13 protein-coding genes are annotated in these 16,870 nt (G+C 68.5%); 9 read left to right on the top strand and 4 right to left on the bottom strand.

Annotated elements, in window-relative coordinates:
- Positions 1-41: 41 nt before the first annotated feature.
- Positions 42-2,417 carry a DUF4214 domain-containing protein gene (locus ACK6C6_RS13500; RefSeq protein ID WP_409267724.1) on the top strand — a complete coding sequence of 792 codons (2,376 nt, stop codon included), beginning with the start codon at positions 42-44 and terminating at the stop codon, positions 2,415-2,417.
- Positions 2,418-2,499: 82 nt separating this feature from the next.
- Here the strand turns inward: ACK6C6_RS13500 and ACK6C6_RS13495 are convergent, their stop codons facing one another.
- Positions 2,500-4,197, bottom strand: a complete 1,698-nt coding sequence (locus tag ACK6C6_RS13495; RefSeq protein WP_409267723.1) for a DEAD/DEAH box helicase — start codon at positions 4,195-4,197, stop codon at positions 2,500-2,502.
- 386 nt (positions 4,198-4,583) lie between these two features.
- Positions 4,584-5,927: a transglycosylase SLT domain-containing protein gene (locus ACK6C6_RS13490; protein ID WP_409267722.1), complete on the bottom strand. Its 1,344-nt coding sequence runs from the start codon at positions 5,925-5,927 to the stop codon at positions 4,584-4,586.
- A gap of 326 nt (positions 5,928-6,253) precedes the next feature.
- Between ACK6C6_RS13490 and ACK6C6_RS13485 the strand changes: the two genes are divergently transcribed.
- Complete coding sequence (locus tag ACK6C6_RS13485) at positions 6,254-6,823, top strand: DUF1415 domain-containing protein (protein ID WP_209588432.1); 570 nt, start codon at positions 6,254-6,256, stop codon at positions 6,821-6,823.
- Positions 6,804-7,037, top strand: a complete 234-nt coding sequence (locus ACK6C6_RS13480) for a DUF1289 domain-containing protein (protein WP_409267721.1) — start codon at positions 6,804-6,806, stop codon at positions 7,035-7,037. Before ACK6C6_RS13485 ends, ACK6C6_RS13480 begins: the two co-directional genes overlap by 20 nt.
- A gap of 22 nt (positions 7,038-7,059) precedes the next feature.
- Here ACK6C6_RS13480 and ACK6C6_RS13475 read toward each other — a convergent pair whose 3' ends face one another.
- Complete coding sequence (locus tag ACK6C6_RS13475) at positions 7,060-7,566, bottom strand: DUF1993 family protein (RefSeq protein ID WP_409267720.1); 507 nt, start codon at positions 7,564-7,566, stop codon at positions 7,060-7,062.
- Between the two features lie 179 nt (positions 7,567-7,745).
- Here ACK6C6_RS13475 and ACK6C6_RS13470 point away from each other — a divergent pair, with 179 nt between their 5' ends.
- A complete protein-coding gene (locus tag ACK6C6_RS13470; RefSeq protein ID WP_409267719.1) occupies positions 7,746-10,928 on the top strand; it encodes an EAL domain-containing protein in 3,183 nt (1,060 codons plus the stop codon).
- A gap of 76 nt (positions 10,929-11,004) precedes the next feature.
- Positions 11,005-13,224 carry a molybdopterin cofactor-binding domain-containing protein gene (locus tag ACK6C6_RS13465; protein ID WP_409268284.1) on the top strand — a complete coding sequence of 740 codons (2,220 nt, stop codon included), beginning with the start codon at positions 11,005-11,007 and terminating at the stop codon, positions 13,222-13,224.
- 126 nt (positions 13,225-13,350) lie between these two features.
- Here ACK6C6_RS13465 and ACK6C6_RS13460 read toward each other — a convergent pair whose 3' ends face one another.
- The gene (locus ACK6C6_RS13460; RefSeq protein ID WP_409267718.1) at positions 13,351-13,770 is read right to left on the bottom strand and encodes a thioredoxin family protein; all 420 of its coding nucleotides are present in this window, start codon (positions 13,768-13,770) and stop codon (positions 13,351-13,353) included.
- Positions 13,771-13,862: 92 nt separating this feature from the next.
- Between ACK6C6_RS13460 and tsaB the strand changes: the two genes are divergently transcribed.
- Genes tsaB through ACK6C6_RS13440 form a run of 4 tightly spaced genes read left to right on the top strand, consistent with a single transcriptional unit; the run spans position 13,863 to position 16,867 of the window.
- Positions 13,863-14,579 (top strand): tRNA (adenosine(37)-N6)-threonylcarbamoyltransferase complex dimerization subunit type 1 TsaB, encoded by a 717-nt coding sequence (gene tsaB, locus ACK6C6_RS13455; RefSeq protein WP_209588427.1) that lies wholly within the window; start codon positions 13,863-13,865, stop codon positions 14,577-14,579.
- Positions 14,576-15,046 (top strand): ribosomal protein S18-alanine N-acetyltransferase, encoded by a 471-nt coding sequence (gene rimI / locus ACK6C6_RS13450; RefSeq protein WP_409267717.1) that lies wholly within the window; start codon positions 14,576-14,578, stop codon positions 15,044-15,046. The genes tsaB and rimI overlap by 4 nt, the downstream gene beginning before the upstream one ends.
- Entirely contained in the window at positions 15,043-15,927 is an 885-nt protein-coding gene (locus tag ACK6C6_RS13445) for a uracil-DNA glycosylase family protein (RefSeq protein ID WP_409267716.1), read from the top strand. Before rimI ends, ACK6C6_RS13445 begins: the two co-directional genes overlap by 4 nt.
- On the top strand, positions 15,911-16,867 hold the full coding sequence (locus ACK6C6_RS13440; RefSeq protein WP_409267715.1) for a DUF1853 family protein: 957 nt from the start codon (positions 15,911-15,913) through the stop codon (positions 16,865-16,867). Before ACK6C6_RS13445 ends, ACK6C6_RS13440 begins: the two co-directional genes overlap by 17 nt.
- Positions 16,868-16,870: the final 3 nt, after the last annotated feature.

Raw genomic sequence — 16,870 nt, 5'->3', positions numbered from 1 at the left:
TGGCATGATCGCCCGCTCATCGGTTTCAGTGCTGCTTCATCATGCTATTTCGCCAACTCCTGCTTGCCTTCGCCGCAGCCATCGCCCTCGTTGCCTGCGGCGGGGGCGCAGAAGATCCCGTACAATCGGCCGGCATGGCTGCCACGCGCGCCAGCCTCGTCTCGGGACAGCACACCTTCCCCGGCATGCGCTGGGAATACACGGTCGTGCGCACCGCCACGGGCTGGAACGTGGTCGACCTGGTCCGCGGCGGGGCGGTCACCGCGGTCCCTGCGAATGCGCGCCTGCGCTTCGCCGACAGTTCGCTGGCGCTCGACGTGGAAGGCATTGCCGGCCAGGTCTACCGCCTTTATCAGGCAGCGTTCGCGCGCATTCCGGACCAGGCCGGCGTGGGTTTCTGGATCGACGCCCTCGAGCGCGGCAGCTCGCTCGACGCGATCGCCGAGGGCTTCGTGGCTTCCGCCGAGTACCGCGGCATCTATGGCAGCAACCCGTCCAACGCCCAGATCGTCGAGCGCTATTACCAGAACGTGCTGGGCCGCCCGGGCGAGGCGGCCGGCATCGCCTTCTGGCGCGGTGTGCTCGACCGCGGCGCGGCTACGCCGGCCTCGGTGTTGAAAGGCTTCAGCGAAAGCGCCGAGAACCAGGCGATGGTGCTGGTGGCGATCCAGAACGGCATCGCCTACCAGGAACCGGGTGTGGCCTATGTGCCGGTGGCGCGCCCCGGCGCCGACCGCAATGTCGGCCCGGGCAAGGTCGTGACCCTGGACGGTGGGGCGAGCAGCGTGGCGCCCGGCCGCAGTATCTCCTACGCATGGACCCTGCTGTCGAAACCGGCGGGCAGCGCCGCCGTGCTGGCCATGTCGGCGACCGCCACCCCGGCCTTCCTGGCCGACGTGGAGGGCAGCTATGAACTCGGCCTGACGGTCGGCGACGGCAGCGCCACCAGCGCGATGGCGCGGGTGACCGTGAACGCCGCCTTGTGGCGCCCGGCCGAGGGACGGATGCCGGCCGGCGGCAACGCCGTCTACCTGGAAAGCGAGGCCGGCGACTACATCGGCGCCGGCAAGGCCTACCTGTACACCGGCGCCGACACCCTGTTCTCGGTCACCCCGATCGGCGCCGGCCTGCGCCTCAACCTCACCGGCGACGAGAACTGGTCCGGCGAATTCGTGCCGCCCAACAGCCAGACCCGGCTCCAGCCGGGCTACTACGGCAACCTGACCCGCTACCCCTTCCACAATCCGGTCAACGGCGGCCTGGCGTGGAGCGGCGAAGGGCGCGGCTGCAATACCCTGGCCGGCTGGTTCATCGTGGACAGCGTCACCTATGAAGGCAGCGTACTGAGCGCGATCGACCTGCGCTTCGAGCAGCGCTGCGAGGGCGGACAGACCGCCCTGCATGGCCGCGTCCGCTGGAGCGCGAACGGCAGCACGGCCGCCCCCAGGCCGGTGCCCGCACCGGCCGGCCTGTGGACCCCGAGCGCGTCGGCGCTGCCGGCCAGCGGCAACTACGTCTACCTGCAGAGCACCCTGGGCGACTACATCGGCGGCGGACGCACCTACACCTACACCGGCAGCAATGCCCTGCTGAACATCAGCAGCAACAGTGCCCACCTGAAGGTGGGGGTGACCGGCGACGAGCAATGGAGCGGCGACTTCGCCGGCATGACCGGCATGACCCAGCTCGAGCCGGGCTACTACGGCGACCTGCAGCGCTACCCCTTCCACAACCCGGTGCGCGGCGGCCTGTCCTGGAGCGGCGAGGGGCGCGGCTGCAACCGGCTGCTGGGCTGGTTCGTGGTCGACAGCGTGAGCTACGTCGGCGGCAGCATGACGGCGATCGAGATGCGCTTCGAGCAGCGCTGCGAGGGCGGCAGCAGCGCCCTGCGCGGCAAGATCAAGTGGCGCGCGGACGACAACACGGCGCCGCCGGGCCCGGTCAATCCGCCGCCGACCGGGCTGTGGGCGCCCGCGGCGGGCGCGACGCCGGCGAGCGGCAACTTCGTCTACCTGAGCAGCATGCCGGGCGACTACATCGGCGGCGGCATGACCCGCAGCTTTACCGATGCGAACGCGGTGCTGAAGGTAACGGCGATCGGCGCGCGCCTGCAGGTCAGCGTCAACGGCGACAGCTGGTGGTCGGGCGACTTCGCGGGCATGAACACTCTGAGCCAGCTGCAGCCGGGCTATTACGGCAACCTGCAGCGCTACCCTTTCCACAACCCGATCCGAGGCGGACTGTCCTGGAGCGGCGACGGCCGCGGCTGCAATACCCTGAGCGGCTGGTTCGTGGTGGACAAGGTGAGCTACGTGCAGGACCAGCTGTCCGAGATCGACCTGCGTTTCCAGCAGCATTGCGAAGGCGGCAGCGCCGCGCTGCGCGGCAGGATCCGCTGGAACGCGGCGGCGCGCTGACACGGGAAGCGGCGCCGCAGGGCGTCGGGACCAAAAAAAATGGCTGCCCGAGGGCAGCCATTTTTCATGAGGCATTCGGCGATCAGTAGTCGCCGAAAGTGCGGCGGGTGCCGTCAGCCGAACGCGGGTGCGCCGACTTGCTGTAGCCGCCTTCGCGCTTTTCGCCATAGCGGGCGCCTTCCGGGCGGGTGCCGCGGTAGCCGCCTTCGCGTGGGGCGCCGCTCGGTGCGCCTTCGCGCGGGGCCGCGTCGCGGCGGTAGCCGCCTTCACGCTGCGGACGGTCGCCATAGCCGCCGGTACGCGGTGCGCCGTAGCCTTCACGCGGGCCGCGGTCGGCGTAACGGCTTTCGGCAGGGCGGGCGTAGCCGCCTTCGCGCGGAGCGCGATCGCCGTAGCCGCCTTCACGCGGGGCGCGGTCGCCATAGCCACCCTCACGCGGAGCACGGTCACCGTAGCCGCCTTCGCGCGGCGCGCCATAGCCCGGCTTGGAGAAGCTGCGCTGGCCCGGCTTGTGGCCGTTGCGGCCGTCGCCCGGCTTCCAGCCCGGACGGCTGGCCGAACGGGTCGGGGCGGCGCGCTTCGGCTCGAAACCTTCCACCACGTCGACCGGGATGGTCTGCTTGGTGAAGCGCTCGATGCGGCGCACGTTCATGTTCTCGGCATGGTTGACCAGCGAGATCGCGAGACCATTGCGGCCGGCACGGCCGGTGCGGCCGATACGGTGCACGTAGTCCTCGGGGAACTTCGGCAGGTCGTAGTTCACCACGTGGGTGATGGTGGGCACGTCAATGCCGCGGGCGGCGACGTCGGTCGCCACCAGCACGCGCACCTGGCCGCGGCGCATGCTGTCCAGGGTGCGGTTGCGCGCGCCCTGGTGCATGTCGCCGTGCAGGGCGGCGGCCGCGAAGCCGGCGATGTTCAGGCGGTCGGCGATCATGTCGGCGTCGCGCTTGGTCGCGGTGAACACCACGGCCTGATCCATCGACTCGTCACGCAGCAGGTGGTCGAGCAGGCGGTTCTTGTGCGACAGGTCGTCGACAAAGTGCACCTTCTGCACGATGTTCTCGTGGCGGTTGGCCGCGCTCATGATCTGGATCGTCTGCGGATCCTTGGTGATGCGGCGCGCCATGTTGCCCACCACGCCGTCCAGCGTGGCCGAGAACAGCATGGTCTGGCGGGTAGCCGGGGTCGCAGCGACGATCTTCTCGATGTCGTCGATGAAGCCCATGTCGAGCATGCGGTCGGCTTCGTCCAGCACCAGGATCTCGAGCTGGGAGAAGTCGATCTTGCCCGATTCCATGTGGTCGATCAGGCGTCCCGGGGTTGCCACCAGGATTTCCGGATTCTTCGACAGCAGTTGCATCTGCTTCGGATAAGGCATGCCGCCCAGGATCGACACGGCGCGGATGCGGCGCATGTCGGTAGTATATTGTTCGGTCGCGGTGGTCACCTGCAGTGCCAGTTCGCGGGTCGGGGTCAGGACCAGCATCTTCGGCTGGGCCGGGGTAAAGCGGACGCGTTCGCCACGGGCGCGCGCCGACTGCGCGTTCTGCGCCGGGGTGCGGGCCGGAGCCATCGGTTCCATATTGGCCAGCTTGTGCAGGGCCGGCAGCATGAATGCCGCGGTCTTGCCCGAGCCGGTCTGCGAGGAGACCAGCAGGTCGCGGCCGGCGATGCCGGCAGGGATGGCCTGTTCCTGGACCGGGGTCGGCTTGGTGTAGCCGGCGCTTGCTACTGCCTTGACGAGCGACGCGTGTAAACCTAGTGCTTCAAAACTCATGTGTACTTTTACTTTCGGAATTCAATCATGATCGCGCGTGTCGTGTCGAAACGACGAGCGCAGAATAGCAACGCGAACCAACACTACGAAATGACTCAGAAATGAAAGAAATTTCGGCACAAAAGCTTTGCGCCGGGACGGTGTCTGGATGCTGACACGCAGGGCGGGAGGGCTTTTAAGAAGGGCGATCGTTTGTCGCCAAGGCTTGCGATGCTGCTTGTTGTACTACTGTGGTGAACTGCTGGATCCTGTCTGTTCGGACCTGCTATTGCAGCGCACAAACGACATCATACATCAGATTAAAAAAGTCTGCACGCGGCCGTCCACCTGGACGGCCGTTGCTGGGAGGGGTTTAAGGCCGGTCTAAGTGCCGGCCTTGATGTGGATCAGCGCTGCTTGCGCTTGGACGAGGTGTTGCGTGCGATGCGCTTGCTGGACGAGGCGGTCGCCTTGACCTTGTAACGCGAGGTCTTGGCCTTCACGCGCGGGCTGCGCTCGGCTTCGAAGGCCACCACCGCGTTCTCGATGATGTTCTCGGCGATGTCGCCGGCCTGCGAGGCCGAGGCCTTCGGCACCAGGATGGTCGAGCCGGCCTTGATGGTCGACTTGGCCGGGATGTTGTTGGCCTGGCGGATGACTTCCGGGGTGGTGCCGAACTTCGATGCCAGCGCGCTGATGCTGGTGCGGGCACTGGTGATCTTGTGAGTGGTCCAGGTCGACAGCTCGCGGCCCCACCCGGCCAGGTTCAGGTGAAACTTCTCGGCGTTTTCCTTCGGCAACAGGATCTTGGTCTTTTCGCCGCCGGTGATGACCGGCTTCTTGAACTGCGGATTCAGCGCGCGGAACTCGTCGAGCGACATCTCGGCCAGCTGGGCCGCGACGGCGACGTCGATGTCGCTGGTCTTGTCGATGGCGGTGAAGTAGGGCTGGTTGTCGATCACCGGCAGCGCCACGTTGTATTGCGACGGGTTGGCGACGATGTTCTTGACCGCCTGCAGCTTGGGCACGTAATTGCGGGTTTCCGCCGGCATCAGCTCGGCCAGGCTCTCGAAGTCGGTGCCCTTGCCGAGCGCCTGGTTCTTCTTGACGATGCGCTGGATGTTGCCTTCGCCCCAGTTATAGGCCGCCAGGGCCAGCTGCCAGTCGCCGAACATGGTGTACAGGCGCTGCAGGTAGGTGAGGGCCGCATCGGTCGAGGCCAGCACGCCGCGGCGCTCGTCCTTGAACATGTTCTGCTTCAGGTTGAAGTCCTTGCCGGTACCCGGCACGAACTGCCACAGGCCGGCTGCGTCGGCGGTGGACAGGGCTTGCGGGTTGAAGGCGGATTCGATCACCGGCAGCAGGGCCAGTTCGGTCGGCATGCCGCGCTTTTCCAGTTCCTGGACGATGTGGTAGAGGTAGGGCGAGGCGCGGCCGGAGATGCGCTTGAGGCTGTCGGGACGGGCGCTGTAGGCCTGGGTGTGGCGTGCCACCAGGCTGTTGTCGACGTCGGGAATGGCGTAGCCGCTGCGGATGCGGCCCCAGACGTCGGTTTCCTTGTAGTCGTCGACCTTCAGCAGGCCGGGCGCCAGGGGCGCGGCAGGGCGGGCGTTCAGCGCGTTCGCGGCCGGATTCGATACGGCGGCCACGGAGGCGTTGTCCATCGCATAAGCGAACGGAGAACTGAGCGGGGAGGTGGCCAGCAGTGCCAGCGCGGCAGTCGCTACGGTCTTGCGGATCATGTCGTGCATCGCTTTCCAATGTTGCGTCCGAGAACGGACGTACTGGTCAAGGGGGCAGTGTACGTAGTCATGCTCGAGTCAGTCAAGGCATGCGGACTCATCGTTACAAATTAATTTCCAGAGTTCATTTATGTAAATTGACATCATGAAAACGGAAATTGCCGCGAGATGCACGCCGGATCGCAGCAGGAGGCTGCCGATCCCGGCCCGTCGGAGGGCCGGCCCTTCCTCATCTGTTCTGCCTCTAGCCTAGCCGCCGGAAGGTGTCAATCTATGAGGGGACGCAAAGAGTGCGTACAATCCGGCTTCTGCCACCGCCTTATTATTTGTCATCCATGCGTACCGCAAACCCGAATGCGGACGACGACGCGATCGTCGCCGCCACCCGCCGCTGGCTGGAACGGGCCGTCATCGGCCTGAACCTGTGCCCCTTCGCCAAGTCCGTTTACGTGAAGGAGCAGGTGCGCTACGTGGTGTCCAGCGCGACCACGCCGGAAGCCTTGCTCGAGCAGCTCATGGACGAGCTGCAGCACCTGTCCGACACCCCGGCCGAGGAGGTCGACACGACCCTCCTGATCCATCCCTTCGTGCTGACCGACTTCGAGGACTACAACGAATTCCTGGACGTGGCCGATGCCGCGGTCGAGGACATGCAGCTCGACGGCGAGCTGCAGGTGGCAAGCTTCCACCCGGACTACCAGTTCGCGGACACCGATCCGAACGACATCGCGAACTACACCAACCGGGCGCCGTACCCGATCCTGCACCTGCTGCGCGAGGACAGCATCGACCGTGCGGTCGAGGCCTTCCCGGAAGCTTCCGAGATCTTCGAGAAGAATATCGATACCATGGAAAAGCTCGGCCACGAAGGCTGGGACAAGCTCGATGTCGGACCGGCACGCTGATTCGGACGGCGCGCCGCAGCGCCCTGTCGGGGCGCTCCCGCAGCGCCCCGACACTCCCTGCGTGGCGGTGTGTTCGACCACCTTCGACGAAGTCTGCCGCGGCTGCGGCCGCACCTACGTCGAGGTGGCGCAGTGGGTGGCGATGAGCGCCGAGGAGAAGGAACGGGTGTGGGTGCGGATCCTGGCGCAGGGCTACCCGCGCCGGAATACCTGAACCCACTCTCTCTATATAGAGATCAGAGACCCAGGAAGTCGCGCTTCCCGATCGGCACTCCGTTGTGGCGCAGGATCGCGTAGGCGGTCGTCACGTGGAAGAAGAAGTTCGGCAGCACGAAGCCGGTGAGGTAGTCGTCGCCGCGCTCGAACTGGCGCGCGCGCTCACCGGCGCCGTGGGTGACGGCGCGTTCGCCGGCCGCGTCGAAGGCTGCGCGCGGCAGCGACTCGATGTAGCCCAAGGTCTTGGTGATGCGCTGCTGCAGTTCGGCGAAACTCTGTTCGGTATCGTCGTAGCGCGGCACTTCCACGCCTGCCAGGCGGGCGCTCGCGCCCTTGGCGAAATCGGTCGCGATCAGGACCTGGCCCACCAGCGGGAACATGTCCGGGAACAGGCGCGCCTGCAGCAGGGCGGCCGGCTCGATCTTGTGCTGCTGGGCGTGGGCCTCGGCTTTTTCCAGCACGCCGGCAAGGGCGCGCAGCATCTTCTGGAATACGGGGACCGAAGCGGAATACATGGACAGGATCATAGTTTCTCCTTCGAAAGATTCAATCATAACAAGTCTTGTCGCGTCCTGCCGACATCTGGATACGAGTGCCTAGCTGTAAATAAGCAATTTGATGACTCTTGGTCATCCGGCATGCATAATCGAACATCCCATTGCCTTGAGTAAATTCCTGCCGGAAGGCGGGAACAGGTCGACACCCGATGTTCCAGCCACGTTCTTCATTCCGCGACCTGCCTTCCAGGCTATGCAAGCTGTACGGCCGTTCGATCCACGGTGCGCTGCTGCTGGTGGTATTCGTCGGCCTGGCCGTGCCGGCGGTGGCCGGCGGCTGGTTCCTGATCGGCGTGCAGGAGCGTGAAGCCGCGATCAAGGGCCTGAACGATGCGGTGCAGCGCAACGCCGACACCCTGGCGCTCGGCGTGCAGGAATCATTATGGGACATGAACGTCGAAGCCGTAGGTTCGCTGCTCGATTCCTTCGTGCGCGACCCGGCGATCGTGCGCGTGACGGTGCGCGACCTGGCGCAGGCGGCGGTGATCGACCGCCGTGCGCCGGCGCCGCCCGGGGAGCGTCTCTACCGCGCCGAGCGCGACGTGGTGGTCCGTGGGCAGACGATCGGCCACGTGCTGATCGAAATGAGCGACCACCTCGCCTTGCAGGACCTGCGCGCCAAGCAGCGCAACTACGCGCTGGTGCTGGCGATCCAGCTGGGCGTGTCCCTGCTCCTGATCGCGCTCCTGATCCGGCGCCGCCTGCTCTCGCCCCTGCGCACCCTCACCGGTTTCTCCGATCGGCTGGCGCGCGGCGATTTCGATACCCCGCTGGCGCTGCCGGCTGGCGACGAGCTGGGGCGCCTGGGCGGCCAGATGGAGCGCATGCGCACGGCGATCGGCCAGCTGTTCGCCGACATCGGCCGGCGCGAGGAGCAGTTCCGCACCATCGTCGCCCAGGTGCCGGGCGCCGTGTTCCGTGCGCGCCCGGGCGGCCACATCGACTTCGTCAGCGAGGCCATCGAGGAGATATCCGGCTACCCGGCCGAGCGCTTCATGCTGGCCACCACCGACGACTGGGCCAACATCATCCATCCCGAGGACCGGCGCATGCAGCGCCATGCGGCCAGGGACGCGCTGGCGGCCGGCAGTCCTTACGAGATCGAATACCGCATCATCGACGCCGGCGGCATCGAGCGCTGGGTGCTCGAGAGCGGCCAGCCGCAGGGCGAGTGGGGCAGCGAGGAATTCCGGGTCGACGGCATCATCTACGACATCAGCGAGCGCAAGCACGACGAGATGCGCATTGAGGCCCTGCTCACCGAGCAGGGTGCGATCCTGGACAACGTCATGTTCGGCGTGCTGTTCGTGCGCGAGCGCCGCATCGTCTCGGCCAACCGGCGTGCAGAGGCGCTGTTCGGGTATGGCGAGGCCGAGCTGGTGGGCCGGTCGACCGAGCTCCTGTTCCCGGGGCGCGCCGAGTACGAGCGCCTGTGGCTGGAACAGTATCCGAAGATCGCGGGCGGTCTGGATGCCGGCGAGGAGATCCAGTTCCGGCGCCGCGACGGCAGCAGCTTCTGGCTCCTGGTGAGCGGCTGCGCGCTGGACAGCGCGCGCCCGAACGAGGGCAGCATCTGGGTGTTCGCCGACATCACCGAGCGCAAGCTGGCCGAGGAAAAGCTGCGCCTGTCGGCCACGGTGCTCGAGCACATCGCCGACGGCGTCATGGTGCTCGACGTGCACGGCCGCGTCCTTGCCACCAATCCGGCCTTCACCCAGATCACGGGCTTCACCGAGATGGAAGCGCTCGGCCAGCAATCGAGCCTGACGCGCCCCGGCCGCCACGACGATCCGCTCTACGGGCAGATGTGGCGCGACCTGCTGGAAGCCGGCTTCTGGCGCGGCGAGCGCTGGGAGACCCGCAAGAACGGCGAGTGCTACCTGGAATGGCTCACCGTGTCGAGCGTGCGCGACGACAATGACGAGGTCACGCACTACGTCTGCGTGTTCAGCGACATCACGGAGGTGAAGCAATCGCAGGACAAGCTCGACCACCTGGCCCACCACGATCCGCTCACGGCGCTGCCGAACCGGCTGCTGTTCCACGACCGCCTGCAGCATGCGATGGTCCGCTGCGCGCGCGCGGGCCAGCAACTGGCGGTGCTGTTCATCGACCTGGACCGCTTCAAGAACGTCAACGACACCCTCGGCCACCACGTGGGCGACCTGCTCCTCAAGCAGGTGGCGGGGCAGCTGTCCGCCTGCCTGCGCGAAGGCGATACGCTGGCGCGCCTGGGCGGCGACGAATTCATCGTGCTGCTGGAAGACGTCGGCGGTCCGGGCGCCGCCCATGTGGCCGAGAAGCTGATGGCCCTGTTCGAGCAGCCGCTCACCGTGTCGGGCTACGAACTGTTCGTCACCGGCAGCGTCGGCATCAGCCTGTTCCCGCAGGATGCGACCGACCTGAACATGTTGATCCGCAATGCCGACGTCGCCATGTACCAGGCCAAGGCGCGCGGCCGCAACGGCTACCAGTTCTACGCGCCCTCGATGAGCGGCGAGGGCGCCATGCGCCTGCGCCTGGAGTCGCTGCTGCGCCGCGCGATCGAGAAGGGCGAGATCTTCCTCGAATACCAGCCCCAGGTCGAGATCGACACCGGGCGCCTGGTCGGCGTCGAAGCCCTGGTGCGCTGGGACAGCGCGGAACTGGGCCGGGTGGCGCCGGTGCGCTTCATCCCGGTGGCCGAGGACACCGGCTTCATCAGCCAGCTGGGCCAGTGGGTGCTGGCCGAGGCCTGCTCCCAGATGCGGCGCTGGGACCGGGATGGCCTCACGGTGCCGAAGATGGCGGTCAACCTGTCGGTGCGCCAGTTCGAGCGCGGCAGCATCGCGCCGGTGGTGGCCGCGGTGCTGCAGGAAACCGGCCTGGCGGCGGGACGGCTGCAGCTGGAGGTGACCGAGTCGGTCATCATGAACACGTCCGACGCGCTGCAGCACATCAACGAGCTGCGCGCGGTCGGCGTCGGGCTGGCGATCGACGACTTCGGCACCGGCTATTCCTCGCTGGCCTACCTGAGCCAGCTGCCGGTGCAGACCCTGAAGATCGACCGCAGCTTCATCCAGGACATCCTGGTCGACGCCAACGACGAGGCGATCGCGGTGGCCGTCATCCAGCTCGGCAAGAGCCTGAACCTGTCGGTGGTGGCCGAGGGCGTGGAAAACGAAGAGCAGGCCGCCTTCCTGCTGCGGCACGGCTGCCGCCAGGCCCAGGGCTACCTCTACAGCCGGCCGGTCGCGGCTGGCGATATACTGTCGCGCTGGGGACGGACACAAGCACATGGACACGATCGAACGAAGCACGAAGCCGGCGCAGCCGAAGGAAGCGAAGCCTGAGGCGGGCGCGCCGCGCGCAGGCGTCAAGCTCAGGCGCCGCCGTTTCCTGCTGGGCGGCCTGCTCGCCGGCGGCGCCATGCTGGTCGGCTGGGGCGTGCAGCCGCCGCGCCAGCGCCTGCATGCATCGCGCCCGCTGGCGCTGGGCGGCGACACGGTCGGCCTGAACGGCTGGATCGCCATCGCCCCCGACGGCGCGGTCTCGGTGGTGGTGCCGCGCAGCGAGATGGGGCAGGGCGTGCATACCGCGCTGCCGATGCTGGTGGCCGAGGAGCTCGACCTGCCCTTGTCCAGCGTGCGCATCGCCCAGGCCCCGATCGACAAGATCTTCGCCAACCTCACGGTGCTGCGCGAGAACCTGCCTTTCCACCCCGACGACAGCGGCAGCACGCGCCAGGGCGCGCAGTGGCTGATGGCCAAGCTCGGGCGCGAGCTGGGCATCATGTTCACCGGCGGCTCGACCAGCGTCAAGGATGCCTGGCTGCCGATGCGCGAGGCCGGCGCGGTGGCGCGCGCCATGCTGCTCAAGGCGGCGGCCGAACAGTGGCAAGCGCCGGTTGCGCGCCTGCGCACCGAGGACGGTTTCGTCCTGCATCCCGACGGGCGCCGCGCCGGCTACAGCGCGCTGGCGCCCCATGCGGCGCGGGTCGGCGCCGGCATCGAGGCCGGCGACGTGCGCCTGAAGGAGCCGCGCGACTTCCGCCTGATCGGCAAGCCCGCGGGGCGCCTGGACAGCCGCGCCAAGGCCGACGGCAGCGCGCGCTTCGGCATCGACGCGCGCGTGCCCGGCATGGTGTACGCGGCCGTCAAGATGGCGCCGGTGATCGGCGCCACCCTCGTTGGGCACGAAGGCAAGGCGGTGGAGTCCATGCCCGGCGTGCTGCAGGTGGTGCCGATGCCGGGCCTGATGGACGAACGCAGCGGCCTGGGCGTGGGCGTGGCCGTGGTGGCCACCACCTGGTGGCAGGCGCACCAGGCCGCGCAGGCGCTGCTGGTCAAGTGGCAGGTCGGCGACACGAGCAAGCTTTCCAGCGAATCCGTGTTCGAGGACTTCGCGCGCGCCCTCGAGGAAGAAAGCGGCTACGTCTACCATGAGGCGGGCAGCCAGGACGTGGACGGGGTGGCGCTCACGGTGACGGCCGAGTACCGTGCGCCTTATCTGGCGCATGCGGCCATGGAGCCGGTCAACTGCACCGCCCAGGTCGAGTACGTCCAGGGGCGCGCCAGGGTGCGCCTGTGGGCCTCGACCCAGGTGCCGAGCGTCGCGGTGGACGTGGCGGCGCGCGTGGCCGGCGTCGAGCGCGAGGACGTGCACATCGAGGTGATGCTGCTGGGCGGCGGCTTCGGACGCCGGCTGGAAGCCGACATGGTGGCGCAGGCGGTGACGGTCGCCATGGCCATGCATGGGAAACCGGTCCAGCTGGTCTGGAGCCGCGAGGACGACACCACCCACGACGTCTACCGCCCGGCGGCGCTGGCGCGCTTCCGCGCCCACCTCGACGCCAAGGGGGAGATCCTGGCCTGGGACAACAAGTCGGCCAGCGGCGCCATCGGCCACCAGTATTTCCCGCGCAACCTCGCTCTGCCGGGCGTGGGCCCGGACAAGACCACCGCCGAAGGCGAATACGACATGCAGTACGCGATCGCCAACCAGCGCATCGCCCACGTGATCGTCGACAGTCCTGTGCCGCTCGGCTACTGGCGTTCGGTCGGGCATTCGCACAATGCCTTTTTCAAGGAGGCGTTTCTGGACGAGGTCGCGCATGCCGCGGGGCGTGACCCGGTCGCCATGCGGCGCGCGCTTCTGGGCAAGCATCCGCGCGCGCTGGCGACGCTCGATGCGGCGGTGGCCAAGGCGGGGCAGCCGGCGGCAGGGCGCGCGCACGGCGTGGCCCTGCACCGCTCCTTCGGCAGCACGGTGGCCCAGGTGGCCGAGGTCTCGGTCGAAGGCAAGCAGATCCGCGTGCACCGCGTGGTGTGCGCGATCGACTGCGGGCTGGCGGTCAACCCGAACATCGTCGCCCAGCAGGTGGAGTCCGGCGTGCTGTTCGGGCTGTCGGCCGCGCTGCACGGCGAGATCACCATCAAGGATGGGAAGGTAGAGCAGTCGAACTTCGGCGATTATCCGGTGCTGCGCATGCACGAGGCGCCGGTGGTGGACACCATCGTGATGCCCAGCCTGGCGCATCCGGAAGGCGTGGGCGAGCCGGCGGTGCCGCCGATCGCGCCGGCGGTGGCGGCGGCCGTGTTCAAGCTGACCGGGCAGCGGCTGCGCAGCCTGCCGCTGCGTTTATCGTAGGGTGGGCGGCTCGTAATCCGGGCCATTGGCCCGGATTACCCCAGGCGGTGATCGTTATCGGCTCCGTTTTCGTACCGGATGATCTCGCGGCTAGCTATCACCGCGTGGGCGGGGAACCCGCCCACCCTACGTAGCCAGCAGGACGCGCAGGTTGCAGTCGCGCTGCCAGGCGCGCCGTTCCTCGCTGGATGCGGCCAGGCGCGCCAGCTCTTCCTGTGAGGTCTCGGCCTGGGCCTGCACCAGGCGGTCGGCCACGGCGCCGTCGGGCAGCATGGTGCCGAAGAACGCGACCGTGTCGCCGCGCTGCACCAGCAGGGTAGGGAAGTTTTCCACGTCGAGGTCGCCCACGATGTCGGCCTGGTCCTCGATGTCGATCCAGACGAAGGTCTTGTCGAGGTGGCGCAGGGCCAGTTCCTCGAAGGTGGCGCGGTAGGACGAGCAGGTGCCGCACCAGGCGGCGCACAGGCAGGCGACCGTCAGGGCGTCGCCCGCTATCGCGGCGGCGATGCGCGCGCGGTTGTCGGAATCCAGGGTCAGGCTTTGCATGAGCCGGATTGTACCGTGTGTTCACGGGGGAATGTGCGCGCCGGGCGCCCGGGCCGTGGCCAGGCCCCCGGCCGAGGGGGTAAAATACCGGCATGTCCACGATTCTCGCCATTGAAACCTCGTCCGAGCTCGCCTCCTGCGCGCTATTGAACGGGGACCACGTCATCGCCCGTTCCACCTCCGGCGTGCGCACCCATTCGCAATCGGTCCTGCCGATGGTGCAGGAACTGCTGCGCGAAGCCGGCCTGGCTTTGACCGACTGCGACGCGATCGCCTTCGGCGCCGGTCCCGGCTCCTTCACCGGCGTACGCACCGCCTGCGGCGTGGCCCAGGGCCTGGCCTTCGGCGCGAATCTCCCGGTGCTGCCCCTGGTGACCCTGGAGGCGATGGCCGAAGCCTGCCGCGCCCGAACCGGGGCGAACGAGGTGCTGGCGGTGCTGGACGCGCGCATGGGCGAAGTGTATTGGGCGCAGTACCGGCACGATGCCGCGCGCGGCGCCTGGACCGAGGTCGCCGCGCCCGCGCTGTGCGCGCCGCAGGATCTGGCGCCGCTGCCGGCCGAGGGCCTGGCTGCCTGCGGCAACGGATTCTCGGCTTACCCGGAAGCGTTTGCCGGCAAGGCCTTCGCCGCGGGCGCGCTGGACGACATCCTGCCGCACGCGCGCGAACTGGCGCTGCTGGGGGCGCCGGCCCTGGCCGCCGGCCTGGGCGTGCCGCCGGCCCAGGCCCAGCCGCTCTACCTGCGCAACAAGGTGGCCTACACCAGCGCCGAGCGCCAGGCCATCAATGCCGCGAAGGCCGGGGCATGACCGTCTTGTTAGACGTTTCTGGCTTGACGTTCGCGCCGATGCAGGCTGCCGACGTGGACGAGGTGCATGCGCTCGAATGCAGCGTGTTCCCGCATCCCTGGAGCCGCGCCAACTTCAGCGAGTCGCTCGCCAGCGGCTATGACGCCTGGACCGCGCGCGACGCGCAAGGCCGGCTGGCCGGCTACTATCTATTGATGTATGCGGTCGACGAGGCCCACCTGCTCGACGTGGCGGTGGCCGCCGGACGCCAGGGCCAGGGGTTGGGGCGCCACCTGCTGGACCGGATCGGCGCGCGCGCCCGCGAGCAGGGCATGGCGTCCATCCTGCTCGAGGTGCGCCCGTCCAACGAGCGCGCGCTCGCCGTCTACCGCCGCTACGGCTACCGCGAGATCGGCCGCCGCAAGGGCTACTATCCGGCGCACGGCGGGCAGCGCGAGGATGCCATCGTGATGAGGATCGACTTGTGAACCGCGCAGTGAAGCACATCGGCGACCGCGACGCGGCCTTCCTGGCCGAGATGGGCATCGGCCCGCTGTGGAGCCTGCGCGCCGTGCCGGAGGCCGCGGTGGAAGCGGCGCCGCAGGCCGAGCCGGAACCCGCGCCGGCCGAGCTGGCGCAAGCTGCGCCGCCGGCGCCGGCCCAGCCCCTGGCGCCGCCCCCGATGCCGCGCCAGGTCGCCGAACCGGCGGCCCGCCCGGCATGGACGCCGCCGCCGAGCGAGGACAGCGCCTGGGGCGTCGAAGCCGAACCGGAACGCCTTGACGTTTCCAGCATGGACTGGGCCGCCCTGCGCCAGGCCGTCGCCAGTTGCCGGCATTGCAGCGCCTGCAGCGAAGGCCGCAAGCCGGTGCTCGGCGCCGGCGCGCGCCAGGCCCGTTGGCTGGTCGCCGCCGGCACGGCCAGCGCGGCGGACGAAAAGGCCGGCCAGCCGCTGACCGGCGAGCCGGGCAGGCTGCTCGACAACATGCTGGCGGCGGTCGGCATGTCGCGCGAGGCCGATGTCTATGTGACTCCTTTGGTGAAATGCCGTCCTGCCAATGCCAAGGGCGGCGACCGCGCCCCGACCCTGGAAGAAGTGGCGGCCTGCCGTCCCTTCCTGGAGCGCGAGCGCGAACTGACGGGGGCCGGCCTGGTGCTGACCCTGGGTCAGGTGGCCACCGACGGCCTGCTCGGCAAGCCGCTTTCCGAACCGCTGGCCGGTTCGCGCGGCGTGGTCCACCGGCTGGGCGAAGTGCCCCTGGTGGCGACCCTGCATCCGGGCGAACTGCTGCGCCGCGGGGCCGACAAGGCGCTGGCCTGGGCGGACCTGTGCCGGGCCAGGGCGGCGGCAGATGGACGCGCCGGCTGACACCTACCAGCTAGGCTTCCACCGCCGCTGGGGCCACCTGCGGCGCGCCCGGGTGCGGGCGCTGGCCTGGCTGCTCGACGCCCCCGACCTGCTCGATGCGAACGACCCGCAGTGGGCCGGCCGCATCGCCACCACTGGCCCCGTGACCCCGGAGCTCGCCGACTGGCTCAAACGCCTCGATTACGATCCCACCCTGCTCGACGAAGCCCTGGGCGCGAAGATCCACACGCGCCTCGGCCTGTATGCCGAAAAGCTGATGGCCTTCTATTTCGCGCAGCACGGGCGCCTGGTCGCCCACGGCCTGCAGGTGCGCGCCAACCGTAACGACACCATCGGCGAATTCGACTTCCTGCTGGAAGACGGGCCGGATGCGGTCGAACACATCGAGTTCGCGACCAAGTTCTATTTATTGGACGGGGAGGGCGGACAACAGTTCGACGCCCTGGTCGGCCCCAACCTGGCCGACAGCCTGGGCCTCAAGATGCGCAAGGTCTTCGAGCGCCAGCTCAGCCTGGGCGGGCATCCGGCCGCGCAGGCCCTGCTGCCGCGGCCGGTATCCCGGGCGCGTGCGCTGGTCAAGGGCTGGCTGTTCTATCCGTCCGGTTCCTGGCCCGCCATGCGCGGGATCGCCGCCGGCCACTGCCGCGGCTTCTGGTGCGCGCTGGACGAGATCGAGGGCCTGGCCGGGGAAGAATTCCTGATGCTGCCGCGCCTGCAGTGGCTGGCGCCGTTTCGCGCCGCCTCGGCCACCTGGATGCTGAACCGCGCCCAATTGCATGCCGAGCTGTCGGCCCAGTTCGAGACCTCGTCGACACCGGTGCTGGTCGCGGTGGTGCGCCATACGCCCGGGCAGATCGAGGAGATCGAGCGCGGCTTCATCGTGCCGAACGATTGGCGCGAACGCGCCGCCGCGCGCCGGATGGTGCAGGCGGTGCCCTAAACG

This window comes from Massilia sp. BHUDP2, from assembly GCF_046236355.1.
Classification (GTDB): Bacteria; Pseudomonadota; Gammaproteobacteria; order Burkholderiales; family Burkholderiaceae_D; genus Telluria; species Telluria varians.
This window is presented reverse-complemented; position numbering and strand designations above follow the sequence as displayed.